This window comes from Sphingobium fuliginis, from assembly GCF_004152845.1.
In the GTDB taxonomy this organism is placed as follows: Bacteria; Pseudomonadota; Alphaproteobacteria; order Sphingomonadales; family Sphingomonadaceae; genus Sphingobium; species Sphingobium fuliginis.
The window spans coordinates 709596-734905 of sequence record NZ_SEON01000001.1 but is presented as its reverse complement, the minus strand read 5'-3'; the positions used below and the strand labels follow the sequence as shown (position 1 = coordinate 734905).

Genomic DNA, 25310 nt, shown 5'->3' with positions numbered 1-25310 from the left:
ACATGGATTGCGGGGGACTTTGACCGATGAGTGACGACGCCAAGCCGAAGAAGAAAAAGGGCGGTGGGATGAAGATGATCCTGCTCATCGTCATCGCCATGGTCGTTGGCGGGGCGGGCGCGGCCGGCGGTCTTTACGCCGCGGGTTTCTTCAGCCCGAAGGAAGAAGGGCCGAAGGAAGATCCGAACAAGCCCGTGCTCGTGCTGGCGGGGGAAAATGCCGAGGAAGTGGCGAAGGCCCATGGCTATGCCGGCGGTGGCGGCGGCGAAGGCGGCGGGCATGAGGGCGGCGGCGGGGGTCATGCCCCTTCGGGCGTCCATGTCCCGGCCAAGGGCATCGACCTGCCCAGCCCGGCCAATCCCGCGGCCTATCAGGCGACCTATTTCCAGCTTCAGACGCCGTTCACCTCCAACATGTCGGATACGGACGCCTTTGCGCAGATTTCCATCGCCGTTTCGACCTATTACGACATTCGCGTTGTCGAGGCGATCAAGGTCCATGAGATGGCGATTCGCAGCCAGGTCCTGATGATGCTGGCCGAACAGCCGGTGGAGGCGCTGTCGACGCCGGAGGGGAAAAGGGCGCTTCAGGGGAAGATCAAGGGCATTATTAACGACATTCTGAAGCAGAAGACGGGCTATGGCGGCGTCGATAACGTTTATTTTACCAATTTCGTTATTCAATAGGGCTGCCTGATCGGCGGGAAGTCCCCCGCCCGGGACGGCTGGGGACTGAAATGACCGACGTTCAAGCCTACGCCTTCGGGCGGGGGGAATCGCAGGCGCCGCTGATGCTGTCGGGGCTGGACCGGCTGGGCGAAAAGCTCGGCCGGCGTTTGCGCGCCCTGATCGAGCCGATCGCCGGGGTTCGCCCGCATGTCGCCGCGCAGGACGCGCGCGCGCTGGAATTCGGCGCCTGGGCGCATGAGGTGCCCGGCTCCTCCAGCATCGGCGTCTATCGCCTGGCGCCGCTCAAGGGGCAGGTGCTGCTGCGGCTCGATGCGGCGATGATCTCGACGCTGGTCGACTGTTTCTATGGCGGCATCGGCAATCGTGCGCTGCCGCCGCGCGGCGAGTTCACGCCGACCGAAGATCGCCTGATCGCGCGGATTTCCGATGCCTTCATGGCCCGGCTGGTGGAATGCTGGAGCGACATGCTGGCCATAGAGGCCGGTCTGATCGTCCGGGAAACCGGCATCGGCTTCGCCGCCGCGGCCCAGCCGGGCGAGCAGATGGTGCTGCAACGCTTCCTGATCAGCATCAGCCGCGATGCCGAATGGCCCGTCGACCTGCTGTTCCCGCTGTCCGCGCTGCGCGCCGTCGAGTCGTTGACGGGCAGTCGCATCCCGATCGACGACGAACGCGCCGACCCGGTGTGGCAGGCGCGCATCGCCCACCGCATGCGCGACATCCGCCTGCCCGCCCGCACGGTGCTGGCGCGTCCTGACCTGTCCCTGGCCGAGCTGATGCAGCTCAAGGCCGGCGACATCATTTCCGTCACCATCAACCGCAGCCTGCCGCTGATCGTGGGCGACCGTATCGTCGCGCACGGCTCCATCGGCGAACAGGATGGCCGCGCCGCATTCCAGATCGAAAAGCTTGCACAGGAAACCGGACAATGAGCGACATGAGCGAAGCCCCCCGCCTTGACAGCGTGGGCGAGGACAGCATTTCCCGCATGGTGAACAACCGCCAGTTCCGGTTGCTGGCCGACATTCCCGTCCGCATGTCGGTGGAGGTCGGGTCGACCTCGCTCCGGCTGGCGGAGGTCATGGATCTGAGCGAAGGAAGCGTCGTGGAACTGGACCGCCAGGCCGACGACCTGCTCGACATCATGGTCAACGGCGCGCTGATCGCCAAGGGAGAGGTGGTGACGGTGAACGGCCGCTACGGCATCCGCATCGTCGAAATCGCGGCTGCCGAAAGCCGGCTGGCGGGCGTCGAGCGGCGCGGCTGAAGCGCAGGCGGCAGATTTACCGCTTGCCTTGCGCGCCAATCTTTCGGAACGGATGACGAATTAACCATCTTCGCGGAAAGCCCTCATGATCTGGTATTTCGTCAAGCTGCTGATTTTATTGCCTCTGGTCGGCGGCATGGCCTTCGGCGCGCTGTGGCTGTGGCGCAAATATCAGCCGGGCATGATGGCGGGGCAGAACGACCGGTCGCTCAAGGTGCTGGAAGCATTGCCGATGGGGACGTTCGGCAAGCTCGCCGTCGTGGAGTTCGAGGGGAAGAAGATCCTGCTTTCCGTGACGCGGGGGCGGATCGAGAAGATCGCGGAAGGCGACCCTTATCGTGCCGGGCGCTGACCTGCTTGCCACCGTCATTCCGGCGCAGGCGGGAACCCCTCTCCGGACCTCGGGTCCGCAGGCTGCTGCCGGGGGATGGGTCCCCGCCTGCGCGGGGATGATGAAATGGGGCGTGGTGGCGCTGCTGCTGCTGACCCTGGTCCTTGCCATGCCCGCCTTTGCGCAGGCCGCGCCCGCCGCTCCGGCGCCCGTCGACAATGGCGGCGCGCTGAGCCGCGCCATGGGGCAGATCAGCGGCGACGGCCGTTCGCTGTCCCTATCGCTGCAGATCCTGATCCTCATGAGCCTGCTGACGGTGTTGCCGTCGCTGATCCTCATGATGACCAGCTTCACCCGCATCATCATCGTCCTGTCGCTGCTGCGTCAGGCGCTTGGCCTGCAACAGACGCCGCCCAATCAGGTGCTGGTCGGCCTGTCGCTGTTCCTCTCCCTGTTCGTGATGCGGCCGGCCATTGACCAGATCAACGCCCAGGCCTTCGATCCCTATGGCAAGGGGCAGATTTCCATCGAGGAGGCGGTGGGCCGTTCGGGCAAGGTGCTGCACGGCTTCATGACCAAGCAGACCCGCGAGACGGACCTCAAGCTCTTCTCCAATCTGGCGGAGGCGCCGGCCTTCCGCTCGCCCGCCGACATTCCCTTCTCCATCCTGCTGCCGGCCTTTGTGACGTCGGAACTGAAGACCGCTTTCCAGATCGGCTTCATGATCTTCCTGCCGTTCCTGATCATCGACCTTGTGGTCGCATCGACGCTGATGGCGCTCGGCATGATGATGCTGTCGCCCACGATCATCTCCATGCCGTTCAAGCTGCTGCTGTTCGTGCTGGTGGACGGCTGGGCGTTGACCATGGGTTCGCTGGCCGGATCGTTCGCGACATGAAGGGCTGGCGCTTCTCTCCTCCAGACGGCTCCGGGGCGGGCTGATCCATGGAAAACGCCGATTTCTTCATGGGGCTGGCGCAGCAGGCGCTGTGGATCACGGCGCTGGCGGCAGCGCCGATCCTGATTCCCGCGCTGATCGCAGGCGTCGTCATCGGCATGGTGCAGGCCGCGACCTCCATCAATGAACAGACGCTGGCCTTCATCCCCAAGATCATCGTCGTCGGCGCGATGCTGGTGCTGTTCGGCGGTTCCATCATGGTGCTGATCGCCGATTTCACGCGCGAGATTTTCGAGCGCATTCCGGACCTGCTGCAATGATCGCGCCGGGCTTCGCCCCAGGCTTTGTCAATGTGGAAGTCCAGCTCTGGATCTGGCTGATCGCCATGATCCGCCCCGGCGCCGCCTTCATCGCCGCGCCCGTCTTCGGCGCGCCCGCCGTGCCGTTGCAATTGCGGCTGATCCTGTCGCTGGCGCTGGGCATGGCAGCGCTCAACAGCGTGCCTATCCAGCTTCCCGCCGACGGCGTCGCCAGTTTCCAGGGCGTGATGCTGGTCGCGGGTGAGGTGCTTGCCGGCCTCGCCATCGGTTTTGCCGTGCAGATCGGCTATGCCGCCGCGCTGGTGGCCGGGGAGGCTATCGGCAACACCATGGGCCTCAATTTCGCGGCGATGGTCGATCCTTCGTCGGGTCAGGCGACGCAGGCGGTGGGCCAGTTCCTCTCCATCCTGTCGACCTTCCTGCTGCTGGCGATGGACGGGCATCTGATGCTGGTGAGCTTTGTCGTGCAAAGCTATCAGGCGCTGCCGCCGGGTGGCGCGATGCTGAGCAACGATGCGGTCTGGCACCTGATCGAATTCGGCGGCGCGCTGCTCGGCGCGGGCGTCACCATCGCGCTGCCGGTCGGTTTCGCGCTGGTGCTGGTGCAGATCGTCATGGGCATGCTGGCGCGCACAGCGCCCGCGCTCAACCTGTTCGCGGTCGGTATGCCGGTGGCGCTGATGGCGGGGCTCATCCTGCTGGCCGTCACCGCGCCGATCATGGGGGAAGGGATCACCGCCGCCCTGAAGGCCGGGCTGGACCAGGCCCAGACCATCGCTGAGGGGCACTGACCATGGCCGGGAGCAATGGCGGCGGCGAAAAGACCGAGAAGCCGACAGCCAAGAAGCTGAAGGACGCGGCCAAGAATGGCGACATTCTCCAGTCCCGCGATCTCGCCACTGCATTGGTGGTGATGGCCGGCATTGGCTGGATCGCGGTCACCGGGCCATCGATGGTCGAATCCCTGTCCGACATGCTGATAGAGGCGTTGCGTTTCCGGCGGGAGGACATCGTGAATTTCGCGCCGGCCGACCGGGGCATCGCGCTCCTGTCCGGCATCGCCCTGCCGGTCGCGGGGATATTGCTGGCGACCTTGCTGGCTGCCATTGCGGGGCCGGCGCTGCTCGGCTCGCTCGGCTTCCGTCCCGGCGCCTTCGCGCCCAAGGCGTCGAAGCTCAATCCCGCCGCCGGCCTCAAGCGCATGTTCGGGCTCCAGGGGCTGATCGAACTGGTCAAGTCCGTCGCCAAGGTCGCGCTGCTGGGCGCGATCGGCGTCTGGATGATCTGGGACCGGCTGACGGAGATCGTCGGGCTGGGCAAGGCGGGGCTGGCGCCCGCCATGGCGGACCTTGGCAACATGTTCATCATGACCTGCCTGATCATGGCGGGGGGCCTGTTCCTGATCGCGGGCATCGACGTTCCCGCCCAGCTCATGCAGCGGTTCAGGCGGCTGTCGATGACCAAGCAGGAGATCAAGGACGAGCATAAGGAGAGCGAAGGTTCCCCCGAGCTGAAAGGCCATATCCGCCGCAAGCAATATGAGGTGCTGAGCGGTTCGACCCGCAAGGCGGTGGCGGAGGCCAGCGTCATCATCACCAACCCCACCCATTTCGCCGTCGCCTTGCGCTACAAGCCGGGGCAGGACGCCGCGCCGGTGGTGGTGGCGCGCGGCTGTGACGCGGTGGCGGCGGCGATCCGCGACCTTGCCGACCAGAACGGGGTCACGGTGCTGCAATATCCCGAACTGGCCCGCGCCATATACTTCACCTCGCGCGCCGGGCAGATCGTCAATGAAGGGCTGTACATGGCGGTCGCGACCGTCCTTGCCTTCGTCTTCCGGGTGGAGAATCGGGTGGCGAGCGAGATGGACCGGCCATTCATCACCGTGCCGGACGATCTGCGCTTCGACGCGGACGGCAAAAAATCATCTTGATAATCAGCGGTTTCCTGAAAATCGATCGTCCTTAACTTAAGTTTAGGACTTAATATCCGTATAATCTTCACGGGGACGCATTAGGATGTGCGTCATGAACGACTATATTTCGCGGACTGAACTGTCGGTGGAGCGCGGCGCGACCCGCGCGCCGTCCGCCGTGTCCGCGATTGGGCCCATTTCATCGGCCGCCACCGTGCATCAGGGCGGTGGATCGTCCCGGCAGGCGCCGACGCCCGAGGATCAGTCGGGCGTGGAAGAAAGCATCGCGACCAGCGCCGAATATGCCAAGGTGCATGCCCGCATTGCCGACATTCTGGCTGAATTGCGCAGTCAGGGCGGCACGGTGACGGTCGACGGAGCAGCCGACGAAATCCAGTCGATGCTGCCCGAGCCGCAGATACTGGTCCCCTTGCCCCCGGCCTCCAAGGAGGCGGTGGAAAGCACGATCCGCGTCGCCAAGCGCATCGCGGAGCAGGCCGCCTATGCCCATGCGGCGCAGGCCAACATCCGTCGCGGCGCGGTCGATCAGATTCTGTCTCCGGGCGTTTGAGCCGGGTTCGTCGCGGCGCTCCTGCGCCTGCTCGCGAGCGTGCCGTTACAGGCGGCGTTGAGAAATTCAGGACTGTGGTCTGAGCGGTTGGGGTGGATTGCCGACATTCCCCCTCCCTCAGGCGGGAGGGGGTTAGGGGGTGGGCTGGCGCGGCATCTGCGCTGTTTTGCAACGGCTAAGTCAGCAGCTCGCTGCGCTCGCGCCCACCCCTAACCCCTCCCGCTTGCGGGAGGGGAATGTCTTGGATTGGCCAATCCCGGACATTTCGAAATTCGTCCACGCGGCCTGGATGTTGCGTCGGTGAGGTGGGCTCCTGCCTTCCCCCCTGAAAATCATTCCTAAAGGTCTTCGCGCTAGGGCCGTTCTCTCTCTTGAAAGGACGGCCAATGACTTCGGTGAGCAGCAGCATCTTGACGGCGCTAGGCGCGGGATCGGGCATCGACACCGCGTCGCTCGTCTCCAGCCTGGTCAGCGCCACCAAGGAACCGCGCCAGACGGCCATCACCAGTCGCCAGACGCTGAACACCGCGCGGATTTCCGCCCTGGCGTCGGCCTCCAGTTCGCTCGACACCTTTGCCGATGCGCTGAACAGCCTGCTCGCGGGCACCGGCTATTCGGGCGCGCCGGCTTCCAACGACCCCAGCATCGCTTCGGTCAGCGCGCTGCCCGGCGGCACGCCCACCGGCCTTCCGGCGCAGATCGAAGTGCGTAACCTGGCGACCAGCCGGACGCTGGTGTCGGCGGTCAACGCGAACACCGATGCGGCAAGCGGCGCGGCGGCGACCGTGGGCACGGGCACGCTGATGCTGAAGGTCGGTTCCGGCGCGGCGGTTCCCGTCACCATCACCTCGGCCAACAACAGCTATGCCGGCCTTGCCGCCGCCATCAACGCGTCCGGTACCGGCGTCACCGCCTCCGTCATCACCGATTCGCAGGGCACCCGCCTGATGATGAAGGGGCCGACCGGTGCGGCCAACGACATCTCGCTGACGGTTTCTTCCTCCACCCCCGATGCCAGCGGCGCGTCCCTGGACCAGTTCGCCTGGACCAAGGCCAGCGTCCCGGCCGGCAGCACCATGGCCAGCGCCGCCGACCCGGCGGACGCGGTGATCCTGCTCGACGGCGTGGAGCAGCATTATGCCGGCAACACCATCGACGGCGCGATCCCCTATCTGCGCATCGACCTCAACAAGGCGGCGCCTGGGACCAGCGTCACGCTCGCCACGACAGAGCCGACCACGTCGATGCGCGACCTGATGGTCGAATTCGTCGACGCCTACAACACGCTGATGAAGGCGCTGAACACCGCCACCTCCACCGGCACGGACTCGTCCAATGCGGGCGTGCTGAACGGAGAATCCTCGATCCGCGACATGAAGCGGCAGCTTTCGCAGATGGTGTCGGCCCAGCTCAGCAGCACCGGCGCCTACAAGACGCTGAACGACCTGGGCGTCAGCACCAATCGCGACGGTACGCTGTCGCTCGATACCAAGGCGCTGGACAAGGCGATCGCGGCCGATCCGAAGGCGATCACGCAATTGCTGAACCCGTCGGTCAAGACCGCCACGAATATCGGCCTTGCCGGCCTGATGGACAGCGTGCGCGACAATATCAAGAAGGATGGCGGACCGCTCGCCACCACGCAGGACAAATATGAGAAGCTGGCGAAGGATCTGACGGATCAGCTCGACAAGCTCGATACCCAGATGACCAACTATCAGGAACAGCTCACCAAGGTCTATTCGGCCATGGAAACGCGCCTGTCGGCGTTGAAGGCGACGCAAAGCTATCTCCAGCAGCAGGTCGCCCTCTGGACCAAAAACGACAATTAATACCGAAAGGGTCGGAATATCATGTTCTACAATCATGGCGGGTTCGGCGGCACGGCAGCGGCGCGGCGCTATGCGGCGGTCCATTCGGGCAGCCGGATCGAGGGTGCGACGCCCCACGCGCTGGTCAAGGTGCTGTTCGACGAGCTGCTGCTGGCGCTGGATGCCGCCGCGCTGGCGGAACGCAATGGCGACCGGCTCAAGGTTTCGGACAAGCAGGCCCGCGCCATGTCGATCCTCTTCGCGCTGGAATCGAGCCTCGATTTCGACAAGGGCGGAGACATCGCCACTGGCCTCGCCCAGATCTACCGCGAAGCGCGGCGCCTACTGCTCGTCAGCGCCAAGGAGCATGATGCCGCGCCGGTGGAGCAGGCCCGCCTGATGATCGGCGAGATCGCGGAGGCGTGGAACCAGATCGGCTGAAGGCGTCCGTCATCCCGGCCTTCGCCGGATGACGGCATGTTGCACGGGGTTGCGCCTTCAAAGGCGCGCTTGTATAGGCAGCGCTCGCAAAGGGCGGCCCGGCGGGGGCCGCCTTTTTGCGTTTCGGACTTTGTTTGCATCAGCCCAGAAAGGGAAGGACCATGTCGATTACGCCGCTCATGCCCGTTTACCCCCGGTGCGATGTACGCCCGGTCCGAGGCGAGGGCTGCTATCTGATCGGGGAACGCGGCGAGCGCTATCTGGATTTCGCCAGCGGCATCGCGGTCAACCTGCTGGGCCATGGCCATCCCAAGCTGGTCAAGGCGATCGCGGATCAGGCCGCGACGCTGATGCACACGTCGAACCTCTACGGCATGCCGCTGGGCGAGAAATTCGCGCAGCGTCTGGTCGACACGACCTTTGCCGATACGGTGTTCTTCACCAATTCGGGCGCGGAAGCGGTGGAATGCGCGATCAAGACCGCGCGCCGTTACCACTATGCCAATGGCGAGGCGCACCGGCACAAGATCATCAGCTTCGACAACGCCTTCCATGGGCGGACGCTGGGGACGATCTCCGCCACCAGCCAGCCCAAGATGCGCGACGGTTTCGAACCGCTGCTGCCCGGCTTCACCGTGGTGCCGTTCAACGATCTGGAGGCCGCGACGGCCGCCGTCGATGAGAACACCGCCGGTTTCCTGGTGGAAACGGTGCAGGGCGAAGGCGGCGTGACGCCGGCGACGCAGGAGTTTCTGAGCGGCCTGCGCAAGCTGTGCGACGACCAGGGCCTGCTGCTGATCCTGGACGAGGTGCAGTGCGGCTATGCCCGCACCGGCACCTTCTTCGCCCATGAGCAATATGGCCTGACCCCCGACATCATGGCGGTGGCCAAGGGCATCGGCGCTGGCTTCCCGCTGGGCGCCTGCCTCGCGACCGAGGAAGCGGCCAAGGGCATGGTGTTCGGCACCCATGGGTCGACCTATGGCGGCAATCCGCTGGCCATGGCCGTCGGGCTGACCGTGCTGGACGAAGTGCTGGGCGAGGGTTTCCTCGACCATGTGAAGGGCATCGGCGCGCGCCTGCGTTCGGCGTTGGAGCAGCTTATCCCCAATCACGACATGTTCGAGGATGTGCGTGGGCTGGGCCTGATGCTGGGCGTCAAGCTGAAGGATGATTTCGATGCCCGCGCCTTCGTGGCGCATCTGCGCGACAATCATGGCCTGCTGACGGTGTCGGCGGGACAGAATGTCGTGCGCATCCTGCCGCCGCTCGTGATCGAGGAAAGCCATGTCGCGGAATGCGTCGAACGGCTTTCCGCCGGCGCGCGGAGCTTTGCGGAGGCTGCGGCCTGAATTAATCTCCGTTCGCCCGAACGGGTTGAGGGGGTTCCTCATGACCAATCATTTCCTGAATCTGAGTGACGCCGGCGGCGATGCGATCGCCGCCATGATTGCCGACGCCATCGACCGGAAGGCCGCGCGCAAAGCTTGGCCCAAGGGCAAAGCGGATGCGGATGCGCCGCTCGCCGGTCACACGCTGGCGATGATCTTCGAGAAGAATTCGACCCGCACCCGCGTGTCGTTCGACATGGCGATCCGCCAGTTGGGCGGCACATCGCTGATCCTGGACGGCGCGACCAGCCAGCTTGGCCGGGGCGAGACGATTGCGGACACCGCCCGCGTGCTGAGCCGCATGGCCGACGCCATCATGATTCGCACCGACGATCATGCGAAGATCCAGGAAATGGCGCATTACGCCAGCGTTCCGGTGATCAATGGCCTGACCGACCTGTCGCACCCCTGCCAGATCGTCGCCGACCTGCTGACCGTGGTGGAGCATGGCGTGGCATTGCCCGGCAGCCAATGGGCATGGCTGGGCGACGGCAACAATGTCCTCCATTCCATCGTCGAGGCGGCGGGCCTGATGAAGTTCGGCGTGCGCATCGCCGTGCCGGAGGGTTATGACCCCGACCCGTCCTTCGAGGCCGAAGCGCAGGCCCGTGGCGCCGCCATCCTGCGCACCCGCGATCCGCAGGCGGCGGTGGCCGGCGCGGACATCGTCGTCACCGACACCTGGATCTCCATGGGCCAGGCCCATGCCGAGGAGAAGCTCAAGGCGATGATGCCCTATCAGGTGACGCCGGAACTGATGGCGCTGGCGAAGCCCGCGGCGAAGTTCCTCCATTGCCTGCCCGCCCATCGCGGCGAGGAAGTGGTGGAAGCGGTGATAGACGGGCCGCAATCGGTGATCTGGGATGAGGCGGAAAACCGTATCCATGCGCAGAAGTCGGTGCTGCTCTGGGCGTTGGGCCGGCTTGGTTGAGTTTGGGGCTCCTGCGCGGCCAGGAGCCCGGTCCCGCCCTTCGCAGATTATCGCATCGCCTGAACCGGGTTCCCGCCGGCGCGGGAGCACGACCTGTCCCAAGGAGCGGGCCGCGATCAGACCGTCCGCATCCCACCGATCAAGCCCAAACCCAAGTGCATTTGCATGCCCGGGCATCGCAACCTATCTAAGCGCCTTTGCATGATCGGCGCGCCCCGGCGCGCCGCACGGAGCCTGACTTGACCTCTTCCGCTACCCTTGACCAGGCCCTTGGCTTCACCATCCCCTCCCGCCACGCGCGCGGGCGGATCGTGCGGCTGGGGCCGGTGCTAGACGATGTCCTTGCCGCCCATGCCTATCCGCCGCAGATCGAGCGGCTGCTCGCCTCCGCATTGGTGCTGGCGGCGTTGCTCGGCTCGACGCTCAAGGATGCGGGCGGGCAGCTCACGCTTCAGGCGCAGACCGAAAATGGCGTCGTCAGCCTGCTGGTGGCGGACTATAAGGGCGGCGAGGTGCGCGGCTATGCCAAGTTCGATGCCGACCGGCTGGCCGAACTGGGCCCCGATCCGACGCTGTTCGGCCTGTTCGGCAAGGGCTATCTCGCCATCACCTTCGACCAGGCGGTGACCGGCGAGCGCTATCAGGGCATCGTCCCGCTGGACGGCGAATCGCTTGCCGATGCGGCGGAACATTATTTCTTCCAGTCCGAACAGATCCCCAGCATCATCCAGATCGCCACGCGCCACGACGCGGGGGAGGGGTGCCTTGCCGCCGGCCTGCTGCTCCAGCACCTGCCCGAGGGGGAAGTCGGGCGGGAACGGCTGCATGTCCGCCACGACCATCCGGAATGGGAGCATGTCCAGGCGCTGGCCCACACGCTCAAGGACGCGGAACTGACCGACAACGCGCTGCCGCTGTCCGACATCGTCTGGCGGCTGTTCCACGAAGAGGAGGAGGTGCGCGTCACCGATCCCACGGCGCTCAGCAAGGGGTGCCGTTGCGACCTCGATCATATCCGCAGCGTCATCGGCCGCTTTCCGGCGGCGGAGCGGGCGGACATGGCGGATGATCAGGGCATTATCGGCGTGGATTGCGCCTTCTGCTCGCGTCTTTTCCCGGTCGCGCTCGCCAGCTTTGCGGAGGAATGAGCGGGCGCCCTCCTTATTGCTATCAAATTGCCGCAATTGACGCGCAAGGCTGATCTGGATCAGTAACGATCGACAGGGGGATCGGAATGGTGGCAAAGCGGCGCGCCCTTGGTGCGGCGGCGATGATGATGGCGGTTTCTGCCGTGCAGGCGGCCGCGCCCGCGTCGCGCCTGCCCAAGGGACTGGAGACGGGTGAATGGGAATTGCGCGGGCGGGGCGAGGATGGCGCCGCGCGCAAGCTCTGCGTCTCCAGCCTCAGCCAGCTTCTGCAAAGCCGCCACGCTGGCCATGCCTGCAAGAGCTTCACCGTCAGCGATGTCGCCAACCGGCTGGTCGTCACCTATGAATGCGGCGCGGCGGGCAATGGGCGGACGGACCTGCGCGTCGAAACGTCCCGGCTGGTGCAGATCCAGTCGCAGGGCATTGCCGACGGCGCGCCCTTCGCCTTCGCGCTGGAGGGCCGCTGGCTCGGCGCCTGCCATTAGGCGCGACCGGCTTGCGCTGACGCGTCGGGAGGCGTAGCGCGGCGCTCATGGTTGCCCATAACGGAAAATTCGCCGTCGTTCTGCTGTCGGGCGGGCTCGACTCCATGGTGGCGGGCGGGCTGGCGCGCGAGGCCGGTTATCGCCTGTTCGCCCTGTCGATCGACTATAATCAGCGCCATCGGCTGGAATTGCAGGCGGCGGGTCGAGTCGCGTCGGCGCTGAACGCCATCTCGCATATTGTGCTGCCGCTGGACCTGACGGCCTTTGGCGGGTCTGCGCTCACCGCGGACATTGCCGTGCCCAAGGGCGGCGTCGGGACCGGCATTCCCGTCACCTATGTGCCCGCGCGCAACACCATATTCCTGTCGCTGACCCTGGGCCTGGCCGAGGTGGCGGGCGCGAATGACGTGTTCATCGGCGTCAATGCGCTCGATTATTCGGGCTATCCCGATTGCCGGCCGGAGTTCATCGACGCCTTTCAGAAGATGGCCGCGCTCGCCACCAAGGCAGGGGTGGAGGGGAATCCGGTCCGGATCAATGCCCCGCTCCAGCATATGAGCAAGGCGGACATCGTGCGCGAAGCCTATCGGCTGGGGCTGGATACGGGGCTGAGCTGGTCCTGCTACGATCCGACGCCGGACGGCAGGCATTGCGGCCTGTGCGACAGTTGCCGCCTGCGGTCCAAGGGTTTCGTGGAGGCCGGTCTGCCCGATCCCACCGACTATGCGGTGAAGCCCTGACGCCATGAGCTACGCCGTCAAGGAAATGTTCCTGACCCTTCAGGGAGAGGGCGTCCATGCCGGCCGCCGGGCGGTCTTCCTGCGCTTTGCCGGTTGCAACCTCTGGACCGGGCGGGAGCAGGACAGGGCAAGCGCCGTCTGCCGCTTTTGCGACACCGATTTCGTCGGCACCGACGGCGATGGCGGGGGCAGGTTCGCGGATGCGGACGGTCTGGCCGAGGCCGCGCTCGCCTTTTGGGGCGAGGGGCGGGAGGGGCGCTATATCGTGCTGACCGGCGGGGAACCGATGCTTCAGGTGGACGATGCGCTGGTCGATGCGCTCCATGCGCGCGGCTTTGCCATTGCGATCGAGAGCAACGGCACCTTGCCCGCGCATCCGGGGCTGGACTGGGTCTGCATCAGCCCCAAGGCGGGCAGCGAGGTGGTCCAGCGCAGCGGCAATGAGCTGAAGCTGGTCTGGCCGCAGCCGGGGCGGGGGCACAGCCTGGCGGATGTCGAGGATATGGAGCGCTGGGCCTTCGATCATTGGCTGGTGCAGCCGCTGGACGATCCGAAGGCAGCGGAAAACGCGCGGGCGGCGGTGGATTTGGTGATGGGGCGGCCCCGCTGGCGGCTCAGCCTTCAGTCGCACAAATATCTGGGATTGCGCTGAGGGCCGTGGCCTGCCTCAGGGGAAGCTTCCATCCTGGAGCGATGAAAACCGCTCTGGTCGCTGAAAACCGTCGCTGACGTCGGGCCGGCCCGCCCCCCTGCCCCCTCCCGTTTGCGGGAGGAGGAATGTCGTGATTGGCGCCGTTGCCTTAAGGCTGAACGCCGATCTTCTGGTTCCATGCGAGCTGGCATGCGGGCAGCATCTTGCCCTTCTTCCAGCATTTGGGGTCGAAGGACGGCAGGGTCAGCGAATAGCTGCGTCCCGGATCGCCGTAAAATTGCTCGCCCGCCAGGACCAGCGACTTCTTGATCGACCCCAGTCCGTTGCGCGCCACATCGTTCAGCGTGCCCCGCTGGGCAAAGATCGCCTGCCGTCCGACCAGCGCCGCCGCCTGGCAGAAGCCGCGTTGCGCCTGCACCGTCGAATAGCCGGAATAGATGCGCGTGCCATATTGGTCCGATGCCATCTGGCCGGGCTTGCCCTTGCCGACCGTCCGCTGGAAATAGCCGAGCAGCGTCGTCTGCGCGGCGTCCAGTTCGGCGTCATGATGGGCGATCATGGCGTTGTAATTGCTGATCGACAGCAGGGTCGGCTCAAACTGGCATTGCAGGGCCGCGACGTTCAACGCCGCGCGCAGGTTCCACACCAGCCCGGCCTTGACCTCCGCCGCGGTCGCGCCCGGCAGGCCCAGCGCGGTCGTGGCTTCGGCGTCGGTCAGGGGCGGGGTCGAGAAATCGGGCGGCGACCAGAAGAATTGCGCGGCGGCCGGCTGCGCCATCAGCGCCGCCGCCGTCATGGCCAGCCCCAGCACGACCCGGCGTCCCAGGGATCGGTGCCCAATGGAACGGCCCACATAACGCAATGTCATTGAAATCCCTCTTTGTAACGAGCGCTGCGAACTATCTCCCGCCCGTCTGTATCATGCCTGAACGCGGACGCCAGCCTATTGATCCGACAGCACTTCGGTATCGGCCGCGGGCTTGCCCTCGCTCTCATTCTTCGCCGCCGCCGGAGCGGCCGCATTGTCGCTGCGGTTGGCGGGAAGCGCGACGGCCACGCCCTCGCTCTGCACCCCGTCCAGATCGGTCATGGCGTCGGTGGCGGTGCCGTCGACCACTTCCAGATTGTTCATCGGGACGGCGGTGCCGCTTTCCTTCTTGCTGCCGCATCCGGCCAGCGCCATGCAGCCGGCCGAAACCAATATTGCCATTGTCGTCTTGACGTCAGGACGCATCCGGGTCTCCTAAAGCGTTGCATGCCCGGCAGCCCCCCACCTGGCGAAAGCCGCGACCCTAGCGGCCCGTCCCGCATTGCTCAACCCCCGCTCCATCTGCCACCGGGCACCGGCGCAGGCGGCCGAGAAAGGCCGGGAAATGCCGGGCAAGCGCCGAGTCCAGCTCGGTCATCGATGCCTTCACGCCCAGCGCCGCCATGCTCGTCACAGGATATTCGGCCAGGCCGCACGGCACGATGCCTCCGAAATGGGACAGGTCGGGATCGACATTGATCGAAAAGCCATGAAGCGTGATCCAGCGCCGCACCCGGATGCCGAGGGCGCCGATCTTCGCCTCCCGCCCCTGGGCATCGTCGGTCCAGATGCCGATCCGTCCCTCCGCGCGCCGGGCCGCTATGCCGAAATCGGCCAGCGCGTCGATCATCCATCCCTCCAGGTGATGGACGAAATTGCGCACGTCCTTGCCCCGATTCCGCAGGTCGATGTTGAGATAGCCGATGCGCTGGCCCGGCCCATGATAGGTATAGCGTCCGCCCCGCCCCGCATCGTGCACCGGAAAGCGCGGGTCGAGCAGTTCGGCCGGATCGGCGCTGGTTCCGGCCGTGTAAAGCGGCGGATGTTCGAGCAGCCAGACCCGCTCTGCGGCCTGCCCCTCGAAGATCGCGGCGGCCCGGCCCTCCATCTCGGCCAGCGCCCGGGGGTAGTCGACGGGCGCGCTTTCCACGCGCCATTCCACGCTGGGGGCGGCAGGGGCTTGGACTGGGGATGGCGAGGACATGGCGCTTCCTTGACTTGGGCAGAGCGAGCGATCAAGTCTCCTCCGCGATTTTCAGAGCATCGGGTAGAGAACAGGGCGTAGAGATATGGCGACAATGTCCATCGGCAAGGCGTGGGAGGAGGCGGTCGCCTTCGTCGCGCGCGAAAGCAGCCTGCTGTTTCCCGTCGCCCTGCTGTTCGTCGCCCTGCCGGGCCTCATCCTTCAGGAGATGACGCCGCCGGAACTCGCCAAATGGAACCTGTCGGAAACCACCATGCCGCAGGTGCCGGGCAGCTTCTGGCTGGCGATGATGCTGGCGATGATCATCATCGGGTTCGGATCGCTGACCCTGTTGGCGCTCGCCCTGCGCCCGGGCATCAGCGTGGGAGAGGCGCTGCGGCTGAGCTTTGCGCGGCTTCCGGTGCTGCTGGGCGTGGCGCTGGTGGTCGCCGGTTTCCTGGCCGGCGCGGTGATCGCCGCCACCCTGGCGGTGACGATCCTGTCGCTCATCGCCAAGCCTGTGGGCGCGACGCTGGCGCTGCTGCTCGGCGCGGGAGTGGTGGCCGTCACCATCTTCGCGAGCGTGCGGCTGCTGTTGCTCAATCCTGTAGTGATCGACGGGACGGCGGGCGTCATGGCGTCGCTGCGCCATGGCTGGGCGCTGACCAGGGGGCATTTCTGGCGGTTGTTCGGCTTCATCGTGGCGCTGACGCTGTTGTCCGCCATTGTCGGCGGCGCGGCGCAGGCGGTGTTCGGCCTGATCGGGACGTTGATCGGCGGTCCGACGGGCGGCCGGCTGATCGGCGGCGTGGCTGCCGCTGTCGTGTCGACGGTGGTGCAGGTCTATATGCTGGTGATGCTGGCGCGGCTCTATCGTCAGGCGGAGGGCAGCTGACCCAGCACCGGCACATGCGGCGCGGCGTCGGGCGACAAAAGCCCCGCAAGTCGGGGATCGGCGAAGATTTCCACTTCACGCCTGTAGGGCACGAAGCCCGCCTTGCGGTAAAATCCCAGCGCCGCGGGGCTGTCGAGCGTGCAGCTATGCACCCAGAAGCGCGTGACCTCCTTGCGCCAGGCCAGCGCCTTGGCCTGCGCCATCAGCCATCGGCCCAGACCCTTGCCGGTCAATTCCGGGATCAGTCCGAAAAAGGCCAGCTCGCAGTCGGGCAATGAACGGAAGTCGAGTTCCAGCAGCCCCACCTCCACGCCCCGGGGATCGGTGACGGCATAGACCTCGACCGCGGGATCGTGAATGATCGCGCTCAGCGCGGCGTCGTCCATCACCAGGCGGGAGAACCAGAGCCACGGCTCCCCCACGCGCCGGAACAGCGCGCGATAGGCCTCTGGCGTCGGCGCCTTCCATGGCACCAGCCGCAACGGGGCGGGCGGGATGGGGGCGGGTTTCGGCCGCTCCCGCATTTCCAGATGGGTGACGATCGTCGCGATCCGATCGTCGGGAACCGGCGTCAGGCCCATGCTCAGCTCCAGCTCGCCATCGGCGGCAGGCTCATCAGGATCGCGTCGACATTGCCCCCGGTCTTCAGCCCGAACAGCGTGCCGCGGTCATGCACCAGGTTGAATTCGGCGTAGCGGCCGCGCCATTCGAGCATGCGGGCATGATCCTCCCGCGACCAGCTTTCCCCCATGCGCCGCCGGACGATGGGCGGGAAGGCCTTGAGGAACGCCTCGCCCACGTCCCGCGTGAAGGCGAAATTCGCGTCGAAATCGCCCTCCAGATGGTCGTAGAATATTCCGCCGACGCCGCGATGGACGCCGCGATGCGGAATGAAGAAATAATCGTCCGCCCATGCCTTGAAACGGGGATAATAGTCCGGGTCATGGGCGTCGCAGGCGGCCTTCAGCACATCATGGAAATGGGCCGTGTCCTCCTCGCGCGGCAGGGGAGGGTTGAGATCCGCGCCGCCGCCGAACCAGCTTTTGGACGTCCTCAGATAGCGCGTGTTCATATGCACGGCGGGCACATGGGGATTGGCCATGTGCGCGACCAGGCTGATGCCGGTGGCGAAGAAGCTCGGGTCTTCGCTCGCGCCGTGGATGGTCCTGGCGAACTCCGGAGAGAAGGCGCCGCCCACGGTCGAGACGTTGACGCCGACCTTCTCGAACACCTTGCCCTTCATGACGCCGCGCACGCCGCCGCCGCCTTCGCCGGGCGCTAGGCCGGGCGCCTCCCGATTCCAGGCGATATAGTCGAAGCGGGCGTCGGACCCCGCCTCCCGCTCGATCGCCTCGAATTCGGCGCAGATGCGGTCCCTCAGCGATTCGAACCAGTCGCGGGCGGCTTGCTGTTGCGGGTCGAGCGCCAACGTCATTTTCGGTAACTCTGTCATTGCGGGAAACTTCCGGTCTGGCGAAGGGCCTCTGCTATCGCGATGCCCGTGGAAACGGCGATGTTCAAGGACCGAAAGCCCGGCGCCATCGGAATGCGCACGCGCACATCGGCCAGATCGCGCACGCTGTCGGGGACGCCGGCGCTCTCCGATCCCATCAGCAGAACGTCGTCGGCGCGGAATTCCACCTCCGGCAGGCGTTGCGAAGCATGGCTGCTCATCAGCATCAGCCGCCGCCCTTCGGCCCGGCGCCGGGCGTCGAACGCCTGGAAATTTGCATGCTGGGTGATGTCGGCGGCCGCCCCATAGTCCATCGCGGCGCGTTTCAGCTTCGCGTCGGAAAAGGCGAAACCCATCGGCATGATGATGTCCACGGGCACGGAAAAGCAGGCGGCAAGGCGCAGGATCGCGCCGACATTGCCGGCGATTTCGGGTTGATAAAGGGCGATACGCATGCGCCGCGCCATAGAACAGCGCGGTTAATTCTCCTAGCCTGTCTAAAAGGCTTGGCAAATGGCGCATCCTACGGTTATCAGGCCTGCAAACCGCGCCAGGGGGAAAGGCGCGCCCTTCTGCTTGGGCGCCGCGGCTCTCCCGATAACATAGCCATAATGGGCAATGCGGCGGGGTCAGGGACGTTCTTGCAAGGGTTGAGGTGCATGGCGATCGTTGAACATTTGGAGAGTGAGGGGGCGTCCGTCTCCGATGGAGGCGGCAGCGACGGTGTTCGCCGTCGCGATTTCATCAACATCGCCGCGGTGAGCTTCGCCGGGGTCGGTGCGGTCGCGGTGGTCATACCGCTGGTCGATCAGATGAACCCCAGCGCCGACGTGCTGGCGCTCGCCTCGACGGAGGTCGACCTGTCCTCCATCCAGCCGGGCCAGGCGATCAAGACGACGTTCCGGTCGCAGCCGCTGTTCGTCCGGCACCTGACCGACAAGGAAATCGCGGAAGCCGACAAGGTCGATCCGTCCAGCCTGCGCGATCCGCAGACGCTGGAGGAACGCACCGTCGACGGCAAGAAGCAGTGGCTGGTCACCATGGGCGTCTGCACCCATCTGGGCTGCGTGCCGCTGGGCGCGGGCGAGGGTGAGAACAGGGGCGAATATGGCGGCTATTTCTGCCCCTGCCACGGTTCGTCCTACGACACCGCCGCCCGCATTCGTAAGGGCCCCGCGCCCAAGAACCTGGAAGTGCCGAAGTTCAGCTTCACTTCCGACACTGCCATTCTCGTGGGTTGAGGGGGACTGTCATGAGCTTTCCATGGGCTGAACATTATACTCCCAAGCATCCCGCGATGCAGTGGATCGACGAGAAGCTGCCCTTGCCGCGCCTCGTCTACAATGCCGTGGGCGCCGGTTATCCGGTGCCGCGCAACCTCAACTATTTCTGGAACTTCGGCGTATTGGCCGGCCTCGCGCTGGTGATCCAGATCGTCACCGGCGTGATCATGGCGATGCATTACGGCGCCAACACGCTGGTCGCCTTCGGCACCGTCGAACAGACGATGCGCGACGTGAACGCCGGCTGGCTGATGCGCTATGCCCATGCCAACGGCGCCAGCTTCTTCTTCATCGTGGTCTATCTGCACATCTTCCGCGGTCTTTTCTTCGGTTCCTACAAGGCGCCGCGCGAAATGGTGTGGCTGCTGGGCCTCGTCATCTTCCTCCTCATGATGGCGACCGCCTTCATGGGCTATGTGCTTCCCTGGGGGCAGATGTCCTATTGGGGCGCGAAGGTGATCACCGGCCTGTTCGGCGCGATCCCCGTGGTGGGCGAGCCGATCCAGACCTGGCTGCTGGGCGGTTTCGCCCCCGGCAACGCGTCGCTCAACCGCTTCTTCTCGCTGCACTTCCTGCTGCCCTTCGTGATCGCCGCCGTGGTGATCCTGCATATCTGGGCGCTGCATATTCCGGGTTCCTCCAACCCGACCGGCGTGGAAGTGAAGGGGCCGCAGGACACTGTGCCCTTCCACCCCTATTACACCGCGAAGGACGGTTTCGGGGCGGGCGTGTTCCTGATCCTGTTCGCGGTCCTGCTGTTCTATGCGCCCAACTATCTGGGCCATCCGGACAATTATATCGAGGCGAATCCGCTTTCGACGCCCGCGCATATCGTGCCTGAATGGTATTTCTGGCCCTTCTACGCGATCCTGCGCGCCTTCACCGTGGACTTCTTCTTCGTTCCGGCGAAGCTGCTGGGCGTGCTGGCGATGTTCGCGTCGATCCTGCTGCTCTTCTTCCTGCCCTGGCTGGATACCTCCCCGGTGCGGTCGGGCAATTATCGCCCGACCTTCAGGAAGTTCTTCTGGATCCTGATCGTCGACGTGCTGATTCTGGGCTATTGCGGCGGCGCGCCGGCGGCGGAACCCTATGTGATGATCTCCCAGGTCGCGGCGGCTTATTATTTCGCCCACTTCCTGATCATCCTGCCGCTGATCTCGCGCTTCGAAAAGCCGCTGCCTTTGCCGAACTCGATCACCGAGGCGGTGCTTGGCCGCCATGCGATCGAAGGTGAGCGCGAGGCGCTGCCCGGCATGGGCAGCGATCCGCAGCCGTCGCACGCCGGTTAAGGGGGACAAGACTAATGATACGCATCGGCGCATTTCTCGTCGGCCTCTTTTTCGCGGGCTGGCTGCTGGTTTCCTTCCTGGTGGGCGCGGTGGCCTATGTCACCGAGCCGCCGGCGGTCACGGTGGAGCATGAATTCCACCGCGATCCCAAGCATGTCGCCTTCTCGTTCGACGGCCCCTTCGGCAAGTACGACCAGGCGCAGCTCCAGCGCGGTTTCCAGGTGTTCAAGGAAGTCTGCTCGGCCTGCCACAGCCTGAAGTTCGTCGCCTTCCGCGACCTCAAGGGCATTGGCTATAACGAGGCGGAAATCAAGGCGATCGCCAAGCAGTGGGCGATCAAGACCCCCGACGTCGACCCCAAGACGGGCGAGATGTCGACCCGCGATCCCATCCCGGCGGATTATTTCCCCAAGCCCTTCGCGAACAATGTCGCGGCGGCGGCGGCGAACAACAATGCGATCCCGCCCGATCTCTCGCTGATGACCAAGGCCCGCCATCACGGCAGCGCCTATGTCTATTCGCTGCTGACGGGCTTCCAGGCGCAGCCGGCCGAACTGCTGAAGGAATTTCCGGACGCGAAGACGCCGGAGGGGCTGCACTACAACCCCTATTTCGCGAACCTGAACCTCGCCATGGCGCCGCCGCTGACGGCGGACGGACAGGTCACCTATGGAGACGGCACCAAGGCGACCGTCGACCAGATGGCGCAGGACGTCGCGGCCTTCCTGACCTGGACGGCCGAACCCAAGCTGGAAAACCGCCGTCGCGCGGGTCTGGCGACGATCTTCTTCCTGCTGATCGCGACGGGCCTGGCTTATATGGCCTACCAGAATATCTGGGCGGACAAGAAAAAGGCCGCCTGAACGGGGTCTGGAACAGAACATCGGAGGGGGCGCGGGAAACCGGGCCCCCTTTTCTTATGAGGGCGAAGATGAGCGCAGACAGCCTGGCGGCCCTGGTCCGCACGATTCCCGATTTTCCCAAGCCCGGCATCCAGTTCCGGGACATCACCACATTGCTGGCGGACGCAGCCGGTCTCACTGAACTGGTCGAGCGGATGGCGGCGGCGGCGCGGCCGCTCGACCCGGCCTTCATCGTCGGCATCGAGGCGCGCGGTTTCATTCTTGGGGCGGCGCTGGCCCATGCGCTGGGGGTGGGTTTCGTGCCCGTGCGCAAGAAGGGCAAGCTGCCCGGCAAGACCGTCGGCATCGATTATGTGCTGGAATATGGCACCGACCGGCTGGAATTGCATGAAGGGCAGATCCCGGATGGGGCGCGGGTGGTGCTGGTCGATGATCTCATCGCGACCGGCGGAACCGCGCTTGCGGCGGCGCAACTTGTCCGGGAGCAGGGCGCAACCGTGCTGATGGCGCTGTTCGCGATCGATCTTCCCGATCTGGGCGGCATGGCTGCGCTGGAAGCGGACGGCGTCGCGTCGGCGGCGATCATCGCCTTTGAGGGGCATTGAGGCGGTTCTGGTCAGGCGCCTCAGATAAAGGGGAGAAAGGTCCCAGGGGGCCAATCCAGGACATTCCCCCTTCCGCCAGCGGGAGGGAAATGGCAGCAGTCGGCCCATTGCGCCTTAAGAAGACCGCATCTCCTCAGCGCCCAAGCGCTCCCTCCAGCATATCGACCGCCTGTGCCAGACGCTCGTCCAGCAGCGCCAGCAACTGGGTCCATCCCAGCATGTCCGCCAATTCGCCCGGGCCGTCGGAAATGCCCCGCAGGCCCATTACCGGCACGCCAAAGCGCTGGCAGGCGCGGACGACCGCGAAGCTCTCCATGTCGACCATGTCCGCGTCGATCGCGGCATAATCGTCCCCGCCGACGATGTTCGCCCCCGTGGACAGCCGGGCGGTGCGAAGTTCCAGCGGCATGTGCAGCGCTATTTCGGCCGGGTGGTCGGAAAAGGGGGTCACGCCCTTCGGAAAACCGAGGCGGGAGGCGTCCATGTCCCGCCAGGAAACGCTGGCGACCTGATAGACCTCGCCCAGGGTGCAGATGCGCGATCCCGCCGATCCCAGCGAGACGATGAGGTCGGGCAGCGCGCCTTCCAGATCCAGCCGCTGGAGGGCAAGGCCGGTGTTGAGCGCGGCTTCCACCGGGCCCACGCCGGTCATCAGCGGGTCGAACCGGGCTCTGAGGTGAGGACCATATTCATCCTCCACCGCCATCACGAACAGGACGCGCTTGTCCGCGATCATTTCTCCCCGTGGCATGCAGTCCCCCCGATTCGCCGATGTTTCAAGGCTGGCGGGCGAGCAGCGCGCTCATCCCGTCATGGATGGTCAGGCCGGCGGTCCCCTCTATCAGCCAGCATTCGCCCTGCCGCCACGGCTCGCCGTCGATCGTGCCGGCGCCGGCCAGCGGAATGAACCAGGCCATCTCTCCTTCGATCCGCTGCCCGGTTCCGGCTTCACCCTGCACCATGTCAAGGATGAAGGGCGCATCGCCGCCCGCCACCAGTCTTTCTTGCGCCGTCATCGGGAAGACCTGGTCGGGCAGGGCATAGGGTGTCGCCACGCTGACGGCCATCGCCTCTTCCAGATGCAGTTCGCGCGGCCGGCCATAATCGTAAAGGCGGTAGGTCACGTCGTTATTCTGCTGCACTTCCACCAGCGTCACGCCGCCGCCTATGGCGTGCACCGTGCCGGCGGGAATATAGTAGAAGCTGCCCGCCCGCACCGGCTTCCAGTCCATCAGCGCCTCGATGCTGCCGTCGAGGGCCGCTGTGCGCAACGCCTCTGCCGTCAGGCCGCGGGTCAGGCCGATTCCCAGCTGCGCATCGGGTTCCGCATCCAATATGTACCAGCATTCCGACTTGCCGCCCGCCAGCCCGCGTTCCCGCGCCTGCGCATCATTGGGGTGGACCTGAACCGACAGCTTTTCGCTGGTGAAGATATATTTGACCAGCAGCGGCAAAGGCCGGCCTTCTTCCTGCTCCGGCGGCGAGAACCAGACTTCGCCGACGCGACGGCCATCCGAAGGCGCGATGGCGGCAGGAATATCGATGCGGCCCCAGGGCTTTTCGACGCTATGGGCGAGCAGGCGGATCGTGGTCATGCGGTTCCTTATGAACGGTCGCTCCCGTCAGGCAAGGGCCTCCATCCGGAAAGGACGCACTATCGGGCTAGAGCTAATCGACATTCAGCCCTGACGGCCTGCAAATGACGCCTTTCCGTGCTTCCGGTGCTCACCTACTTTGAGTAGGCTGCGCTCCGGGTCACGGAAAAACACCATTTTCGGCTCGTCATCTTCTGAATGTCGATTGGCTCTAGCGGTCAACGGAAGTGCGGGACATCCCACCCGCATCCGCCTTGCTGTCGAGATCGGAAACGGTCCGTATCGATCTTCCCGTCTGGAAGTCCGGTTATTGGTTGTTATATGAAACTGATCAGATCAGTGAGGATCAGGACATGAACCGGCCGATGAGAAACGGCGCCGGCGGCGCACGCCCTGAAGGCCAGCGCCGCACGGGCCATATGGATGATGCGATCGGCGTCCTTGGCCGGCGGATGGAGGGTGGGGTGGTTCCCCTGATCCTTCCCGTTCTGGCGACGATGGCCTTCCTGATGTTCTTCACGACGGTCTATCGGTGGGTCGACGATCTGCTGGTCGCCAGCGTGATCGCCATGGTCGCGCCGATGATGGTCCTGCCGCTGCTCCTCCGGCAGAAGGGCGTCAACTGACGCCCTCCGCGCTCAGCGCATCCATGGCCAAGGCCACGGCGCCCAAAGGACCGGCCTGATCGCCAAGCAGCGGCGTCATGACGATCCGGCCGATGCTGGAATCGTCGACATGCGGCAAATAGCCCCCAAGCTGGACGACGACGTTTCGACGGACCTTCGCCAGCAGACCGGTCCGCCCCATGCCTACGCCGCCGCCGATCAGCACCTGTCGCGCCGCGGTGCCCAGCAGGATGGTGGAGACGAGATGGGCGATGTCGCTGGCGACATCGTCCCATCGGGGGTCGGCGGGATCGATCTCATGGCCGGGCATACCGAAGCGGTGGGCGAGCGCGGGCCCGGACACCAGACCCTCGATGCAATCGCCGTGAAAGGGGCAATGGCCCGCAAAGCCGTCGCCGGGAGCGCGCGGGACACGGATATGGCCGATTTCCGGATGCATGGCGCCATGGACGGTGCGGCCGTTGAACGCGAACCCTGCGCCCACGCCGGTCCCGATCGTGATGTAGCACAGGCTGTCGGAGGGCGCGTCCCCCAGCGCGCCCGCGCCCCAGCGCAGCTCCGCCAGAGCGGCTCCGTTGACGTCGGTGTCGATCATCGCGGGGCAATCGAAGGGCGCGGTCAGCGTGCCGAATATGTCCGCGCCCGCCCAGCCGGGCTTGGGCGTGGGCAGCATGACGCCGAAGTCCGGGGCGCGGCGGTCGAGCCGAAGCGGGCCGAAGCTGCCGATTCCGATGGCGGCGATGGGCGCCTCCGCATGCCAGCGTTTCAGCACCGCAACGGCTCTGGAGAGCGTCTCCCGCGGCGTCGTGGTCGCTATCGTCTCCCGGTCGACAACCGTCCCGCCGCGCGCGCGGAGCACCAGGACCTTGGTCCCGCCCAGTTCGATTCCGGCCAGCATCGGTTCAGCATCCATCATCGCCGTCCAATCATATTGCCCCAGGCCCTGCAAGTTCGGAGCGCACCGTCATGCGTGGCCCAATTCAACATTTGTACAATGGGATGGCGGCTTTTCCATTGCCGACCGCTATCAGGGCGGGAAGAACAGGGCAGGGCGCGACGAACGCAACCCGATGATTTGGAGGCAATGGATCATGATCCGGCAAAACCCGTGCTTCAACCC

The 25310-nt window shown here is 65.4% G+C and carries 32 protein-coding genes; 23 read left to right on the top strand and 9 right to left on the bottom strand.

Annotated features, from left to right (window positions below; genetic code table 11):
- The first annotated feature begins 26 nt into the window (after positions 1-26).
- The 17 genes from EWH10_RS03760 (at position 27) to queE (ending at position 13590) form a co-directional block, all read left to right on the top strand.
- Positions 27-686, top strand: a complete 660-nt coding sequence (locus EWH10_RS03760) for a flagellar basal body-associated FliL family protein (protein ID WP_025548560.1) — start codon at positions 27-29, stop codon at positions 684-686.
- 50 nt (positions 687-736) lie between these two features.
- Positions 737-1621, top strand: a complete 885-nt coding sequence (locus EWH10_RS03755; RefSeq protein WP_065847392.1) for a flagellar motor switch protein FliM — start codon at positions 737-739, stop codon at positions 1619-1621.
- Positions 1618-1956 carry a flagellar motor switch protein FliN gene (fliN, locus tag EWH10_RS03750; protein ID WP_025548556.1) on the top strand — a complete coding sequence of 113 codons (339 nt, stop codon included), beginning with the start codon at positions 1618-1620 and terminating at the stop codon, positions 1954-1956. The genes EWH10_RS03755 and fliN overlap by 4 nt, the downstream gene beginning before the upstream one ends.
- Positions 1957-2041: 85 nt before the next feature.
- Positions 2042-2308 carry a FliO/MopB family protein gene (locus EWH10_RS03745; RefSeq protein WP_025548555.1) on the top strand — a complete coding sequence of 89 codons (267 nt, stop codon included), beginning with the start codon at positions 2042-2044 and terminating at the stop codon, positions 2306-2308.
- Positions 2309-2405: 97 nt separating this feature from the next.
- The gene (fliP, locus tag EWH10_RS03740) at positions 2406-3185 is read left to right on the top strand and encodes a flagellar type III secretion system pore protein FliP (RefSeq protein ID WP_025548553.1); all 780 of its coding nucleotides are present in this window, start codon (positions 2406-2408) and stop codon (positions 3183-3185) included.
- Positions 3186-3232: 47 nt separating this feature from the next.
- Positions 3233-3505, top strand: coding sequence for a flagellar biosynthesis protein FliQ (gene fliQ / locus EWH10_RS03735; RefSeq protein ID WP_025548552.1), 273 nt, complete (start codon positions 3233-3235; stop codon positions 3503-3505).
- Positions 3502-4296, top strand: a complete 795-nt coding sequence (gene fliR, locus EWH10_RS03730) for a flagellar biosynthetic protein FliR (protein WP_044660315.1) — start codon at positions 3502-3504, stop codon at positions 4294-4296. Before fliQ ends, fliR begins: the two co-directional genes overlap by 4 nt.
- Before the next feature lie 2 nt (positions 4297-4298).
- Positions 4299-5438 (top strand): flagellar type III secretion system protein FlhB, encoded by a 1140-nt coding sequence (gene flhB / locus EWH10_RS03725; protein WP_044660314.1) that lies wholly within the window; start codon positions 4299-4301, stop codon positions 5436-5438.
- Positions 5439-5532: 94 nt separating this feature from the next.
- Positions 5533-5991, top strand: a complete 459-nt coding sequence (locus EWH10_RS03720) for a hypothetical protein (RefSeq protein ID WP_065847394.1) — start codon at positions 5533-5535, stop codon at positions 5989-5991.
- Positions 5992-6377: 386 nt separating this feature from the next.
- Positions 6378-7823, top strand: a complete 1446-nt coding sequence (gene fliD / locus EWH10_RS03715; RefSeq protein WP_025548546.1) for a flagellar filament capping protein FliD — start codon at positions 6378-6380, stop codon at positions 7821-7823.
- Between the two features lie 21 nt (positions 7824-7844).
- Positions 7845-8243, top strand: coding sequence for a flagellar export chaperone FliS (locus EWH10_RS03710; RefSeq protein WP_025548545.1), 399 nt, complete (start codon positions 7845-7847; stop codon positions 8241-8243).
- Positions 8244-8404: 161 nt separating this feature from the next.
- On the top strand, positions 8405-9595 hold the full coding sequence (locus EWH10_RS03705) for an aspartate aminotransferase family protein (RefSeq protein WP_044660313.1): 1191 nt from the start codon (positions 8405-8407) through the stop codon (positions 9593-9595).
- Positions 9596-9635: 40 nt separating this feature from the next.
- A complete protein-coding gene (gene argF / locus EWH10_RS03700) occupies positions 9636-10565 on the top strand; it encodes an ornithine carbamoyltransferase (RefSeq protein WP_044660312.1) in 930 nt (309 codons plus the stop codon).
- 239 nt (positions 10566-10804) lie between these two features.
- Positions 10805-11713, top strand: coding sequence for an Hsp33 family molecular chaperone HslO (gene hslO / locus EWH10_RS03695; RefSeq protein WP_025548542.1), 909 nt, complete (start codon positions 10805-10807; stop codon positions 11711-11713).
- Positions 11714-11799: 86 nt separating this feature from the next.
- Entirely contained in the window at positions 11800-12198 is a 399-nt protein-coding gene (locus tag EWH10_RS03690) for a DUF3617 domain-containing protein (protein ID WP_082166205.1), read from the top strand.
- A gap of 47 nt (positions 12199-12245) precedes the next feature.
- Positions 12246-12938: a 7-cyano-7-deazaguanine synthase QueC gene (gene queC, locus EWH10_RS03685; RefSeq protein WP_025548540.1), complete on the top strand. Its 693-nt coding sequence runs from the start codon at positions 12246-12248 to the stop codon at positions 12936-12938.
- 4 nt (positions 12939-12942) lie between these two features.
- Complete coding sequence (gene queE / locus EWH10_RS03680; RefSeq protein ID WP_025548539.1) at positions 12943-13590, top strand: 7-carboxy-7-deazaguanine synthase; 648 nt, start codon at positions 12943-12945, stop codon at positions 13588-13590.
- A 148-nt stretch (positions 13591-13738) separates the two neighbouring features.
- On the opposite strand, the gene EWH10_RS03675 is transcribed toward queE, so the two are convergent.
- The 3 genes from EWH10_RS03675 to lipB all read right to left on the bottom strand — a co-directional run bounded on the left by EWH10_RS03675 (position 13739) and on the right by lipB (position 15602).
- On the bottom strand, positions 13739-14458 hold the full coding sequence (locus tag EWH10_RS03675) for a hypothetical protein (RefSeq protein WP_044660311.1): 720 nt from the start codon (positions 14456-14458) through the stop codon (positions 13739-13741).
- A 75-nt stretch (positions 14459-14533) separates the two neighbouring features.
- A complete protein-coding gene (locus EWH10_RS03670; RefSeq protein ID WP_044660310.1) occupies positions 14534-14824 on the bottom strand; it encodes a hypothetical protein in 291 nt (96 codons plus the stop codon).
- A gap of 58 nt (positions 14825-14882) precedes the next feature.
- Positions 14883-15602 (bottom strand): lipoyl(octanoyl) transferase LipB, encoded by a 720-nt coding sequence (gene lipB, locus EWH10_RS03665; RefSeq protein WP_044660309.1) that lies wholly within the window; start codon positions 15600-15602, stop codon positions 14883-14885.
- Between the two features lie 85 nt (positions 15603-15687).
- Here lipB and EWH10_RS03660 point away from each other — a divergent pair, with 85 nt between their 5' ends.
- Positions 15688-16476, top strand: a complete 789-nt coding sequence (locus EWH10_RS03660) for a DUF7847 domain-containing protein (RefSeq protein WP_044660308.1) — start codon at positions 15688-15690, stop codon at positions 16474-16476.
- On the opposite strand, the gene EWH10_RS03655 is transcribed toward EWH10_RS03660, so the two are convergent.
- From EWH10_RS03655 to EWH10_RS03645, 3 genes are read right to left on the bottom strand one after another with little or no spacing between them, the layout of a single operon-like run.
- On the bottom strand, positions 16458-17057 hold the full coding sequence (locus EWH10_RS03655; RefSeq protein ID WP_044660307.1) for a GNAT family N-acetyltransferase: 600 nt from the start codon (positions 17055-17057) through the stop codon (positions 16458-16460). The two genes, EWH10_RS03660 and EWH10_RS03655, sit on opposite strands and share 19 nt — an antisense overlap.
- A 2-nt stretch (positions 17058-17059) precedes the next feature.
- Positions 17060-17911, bottom strand: a complete 852-nt coding sequence (gene hemF, locus EWH10_RS03650) for an oxygen-dependent coproporphyrinogen oxidase (RefSeq protein WP_103000816.1) — start codon at positions 17909-17911, stop codon at positions 17060-17062.
- A 14-nt stretch (positions 17912-17925) separates the two neighbouring features.
- Positions 17926-18396, bottom strand: coding sequence for a tRNA (cytidine(34)-2'-O)-methyltransferase (locus EWH10_RS03645; RefSeq protein WP_044660305.1), 471 nt, complete (start codon positions 18394-18396; stop codon positions 17926-17928).
- 192 nt (positions 18397-18588) lie between these two features.
- Between EWH10_RS03645 and petA the strand changes: the two genes are divergently transcribed.
- The 4 genes from petA to EWH10_RS03625 all read left to right on the top strand — a co-directional run bounded on the left by petA (position 18589) and on the right by EWH10_RS03625 (position 21969).
- On the top strand, positions 18589-19170 hold the full coding sequence (gene petA / locus EWH10_RS03640; protein WP_025548526.1) for a ubiquinol-cytochrome c reductase iron-sulfur subunit: 582 nt from the start codon (positions 18589-18591) through the stop codon (positions 19168-19170).
- Between the two features lie 11 nt (positions 19171-19181).
- A complete protein-coding gene (locus EWH10_RS03635; protein WP_044660304.1) occupies positions 19182-20501 on the top strand; it encodes a cytochrome b in 1320 nt (439 codons plus the stop codon).
- Between the two features lie 14 nt (positions 20502-20515).
- Positions 20516-21364 carry a cytochrome c1 gene (locus tag EWH10_RS03630; RefSeq protein ID WP_044660303.1) on the top strand — a complete coding sequence of 283 codons (849 nt, stop codon included), beginning with the start codon at positions 20516-20518 and terminating at the stop codon, positions 21362-21364.
- A 68-nt stretch (positions 21365-21432) separates the two neighbouring features.
- Positions 21433-21969: an adenine phosphoribosyltransferase gene (locus EWH10_RS03625; RefSeq protein WP_044662806.1), complete on the top strand. Its 537-nt coding sequence runs from the start codon at positions 21433-21435 to the stop codon at positions 21967-21969.
- A gap of 133 nt (positions 21970-22102) precedes the next feature.
- Here EWH10_RS03625 and EWH10_RS03620 read toward each other — a convergent pair whose 3' ends face one another.
- Positions 22103-22705: a 5'-methylthioadenosine/S-adenosylhomocysteine nucleosidase gene (locus EWH10_RS03620; RefSeq protein WP_044660302.1), complete on the bottom strand. Its 603-nt coding sequence runs from the start codon at positions 22703-22705 to the stop codon at positions 22103-22105.
- A gap of 40 nt (positions 22706-22745) precedes the next feature.
- Positions 22746-23564 carry a class I mannose-6-phosphate isomerase gene (locus tag EWH10_RS03615; protein WP_044660301.1) on the bottom strand — a complete coding sequence of 273 codons (819 nt, stop codon included), beginning with the start codon at positions 23562-23564 and terminating at the stop codon, positions 22746-22748.
- Positions 23565-23917: 353 nt separating this feature from the next.
- Here EWH10_RS03615 and EWH10_RS03610 point away from each other — a divergent pair, with 353 nt between their 5' ends.
- Positions 23918-24190 carry a hypothetical protein gene (locus tag EWH10_RS03610; RefSeq protein ID WP_229742347.1) on the top strand — a complete coding sequence of 91 codons (273 nt, stop codon included), beginning with the start codon at positions 23918-23920 and terminating at the stop codon, positions 24188-24190.
- Here EWH10_RS03610 and EWH10_RS03605 read toward each other — a convergent pair.
- Positions 24183-25088 (bottom strand): ROK family protein, encoded by a 906-nt coding sequence (locus tag EWH10_RS03605; RefSeq protein WP_044662804.1) that lies wholly within the window; start codon positions 25086-25088, stop codon positions 24183-24185. The genes EWH10_RS03610 and EWH10_RS03605 overlap by 8 nt on opposite strands.
- Between the last annotated feature and the right edge of the window lie 222 nt (positions 25089-25310).

Coding starts and splice junctions, on each gene's coding strand:
- EWH10_RS03760 (WP_025548560.1), top strand. CDS start 27: ATGAGTGACGACGCCAAGCCGAAGAAGAAAAAGGGCGGTGGGATGAAG.
- EWH10_RS03755 (WP_065847392.1), top strand. CDS start 737: ATGACCGACGTTCAAGCCTACGCCTTCGGGCGGGGGGAATCGCAGGCG.
- fliN (WP_025548556.1), top strand. CDS start 1,618: ATGAGCGACATGAGCGAAGCCCCCCGCCTTGACAGCGTGGGCGAGGAC.
- EWH10_RS03745 (WP_025548555.1), top strand. CDS start 2,042: ATGATCTGGTATTTCGTCAAGCTGCTGATTTTATTGCCTCTGGTCGGC.
- fliP (WP_025548553.1), top strand. CDS start 2,406: ATGATGAAATGGGGCGTGGTGGCGCTGCTGCTGCTGACCCTGGTCCTT.
- fliQ (WP_025548552.1), top strand. CDS start 3,233: ATGGAAAACGCCGATTTCTTCATGGGGCTGGCGCAGCAGGCGCTGTGG.
- fliR (WP_044660315.1), top strand. CDS start 3,502: ATGATCGCGCCGGGCTTCGCCCCAGGCTTTGTCAATGTGGAAGTCCAG.
- flhB (WP_044660314.1), top strand. CDS start 4,299: ATGGCCGGGAGCAATGGCGGCGGCGAAAAGACCGAGAAGCCGACAGCC.
- EWH10_RS03720 (WP_065847394.1), top strand. CDS start 5,533: ATGAACGACTATATTTCGCGGACTGAACTGTCGGTGGAGCGCGGCGCG.
- fliD (WP_025548546.1), top strand. CDS start 6,378: ATGACTTCGGTGAGCAGCAGCATCTTGACGGCGCTAGGCGCGGGATCG.
- EWH10_RS03710 (WP_025548545.1), top strand. CDS start 7,845: ATGTTCTACAATCATGGCGGGTTCGGCGGCACGGCAGCGGCGCGGCGC.
- EWH10_RS03705 (WP_044660313.1), top strand. CDS start 8,405: ATGTCGATTACGCCGCTCATGCCCGTTTACCCCCGGTGCGATGTACGC.
- argF (WP_044660312.1), top strand. CDS start 9,636: ATGACCAATCATTTCCTGAATCTGAGTGACGCCGGCGGCGATGCGATC.
- EWH10_RS03690 (WP_082166205.1), top strand. CDS start 11,800: ATGGTGGCAAAGCGGCGCGCCCTTGGTGCGGCGGCGATGATGATGGCG.
- queC (WP_025548540.1), top strand. CDS start 12,246: ATGGTTGCCCATAACGGAAAATTCGCCGTCGTTCTGCTGTCGGGCGGG.
- queE (WP_025548539.1), top strand. CDS start 12,943: ATGAGCTACGCCGTCAAGGAAATGTTCCTGACCCTTCAGGGAGAGGGC.
- EWH10_RS03675 (WP_044660311.1), bottom strand. CDS start 14,458: ATGACATTGCGTTATGTGGGCCGTTCCATTGGGCACCGATCCCTGGGA.
- EWH10_RS03670 (WP_044660310.1), bottom strand. CDS start 14,824: ATGCGTCCTGACGTCAAGACGACAATGGCAATATTGGTTTCGGCCGGC.
- lipB (WP_044660309.1), bottom strand. CDS start 15,602: ATGTCCTCGCCATCCCCAGTCCAAGCCCCTGCCGCCCCCAGCGTGGAA.
- EWH10_RS03660 (WP_044660308.1), top strand. CDS start 15,688: ATGGCGACAATGTCCATCGGCAAGGCGTGGGAGGAGGCGGTCGCCTTC.
- EWH10_RS03655 (WP_044660307.1), bottom strand. CDS start 17,057: ATGGGCCTGACGCCGGTTCCCGACGATCGGATCGCGACGATCGTCACC.
- hemF (WP_103000816.1), bottom strand. CDS start 17,911: ATGACGTTGGCGCTCGACCCGCAACAGCAAGCCGCCCGCGACTGGTTC.
- EWH10_RS03645 (WP_044660305.1), bottom strand. CDS start 18,396: ATGGCGCGGCGCATGCGTATCGCCCTTTATCAACCCGAAATCGCCGGC.
- petA (WP_025548526.1), top strand. CDS start 18,589: ATGGCGATCGTTGAACATTTGGAGAGTGAGGGGGCGTCCGTCTCCGAT.
- EWH10_RS03635 (WP_044660304.1), top strand. CDS start 19,182: ATGAGCTTTCCATGGGCTGAACATTATACTCCCAAGCATCCCGCGATG.
- EWH10_RS03630 (WP_044660303.1), top strand. CDS start 20,516: ATGATACGCATCGGCGCATTTCTCGTCGGCCTCTTTTTCGCGGGCTGG.
- EWH10_RS03625 (WP_044662806.1), top strand. CDS start 21,433: ATGAGCGCAGACAGCCTGGCGGCCCTGGTCCGCACGATTCCCGATTTT.
- EWH10_RS03620 (WP_044660302.1), bottom strand. CDS start 22,705: ATGATCGCGGACAAGCGCGTCCTGTTCGTGATGGCGGTGGAGGATGAA.
- EWH10_RS03615 (WP_044660301.1), bottom strand. CDS start 23,564: ATGACCACGATCCGCCTGCTCGCCCATAGCGTCGAAAAGCCCTGGGGC.
- EWH10_RS03610 (WP_229742347.1), top strand. CDS start 23,918: ATGAACCGGCCGATGAGAAACGGCGCCGGCGGCGCACGCCCTGAAGGC.
- EWH10_RS03605 (WP_044662804.1), bottom strand. CDS start 25,088: ATGCTGGCCGGAATCGAACTGGGCGGGACCAAGGTCCTGGTGCTCCGC.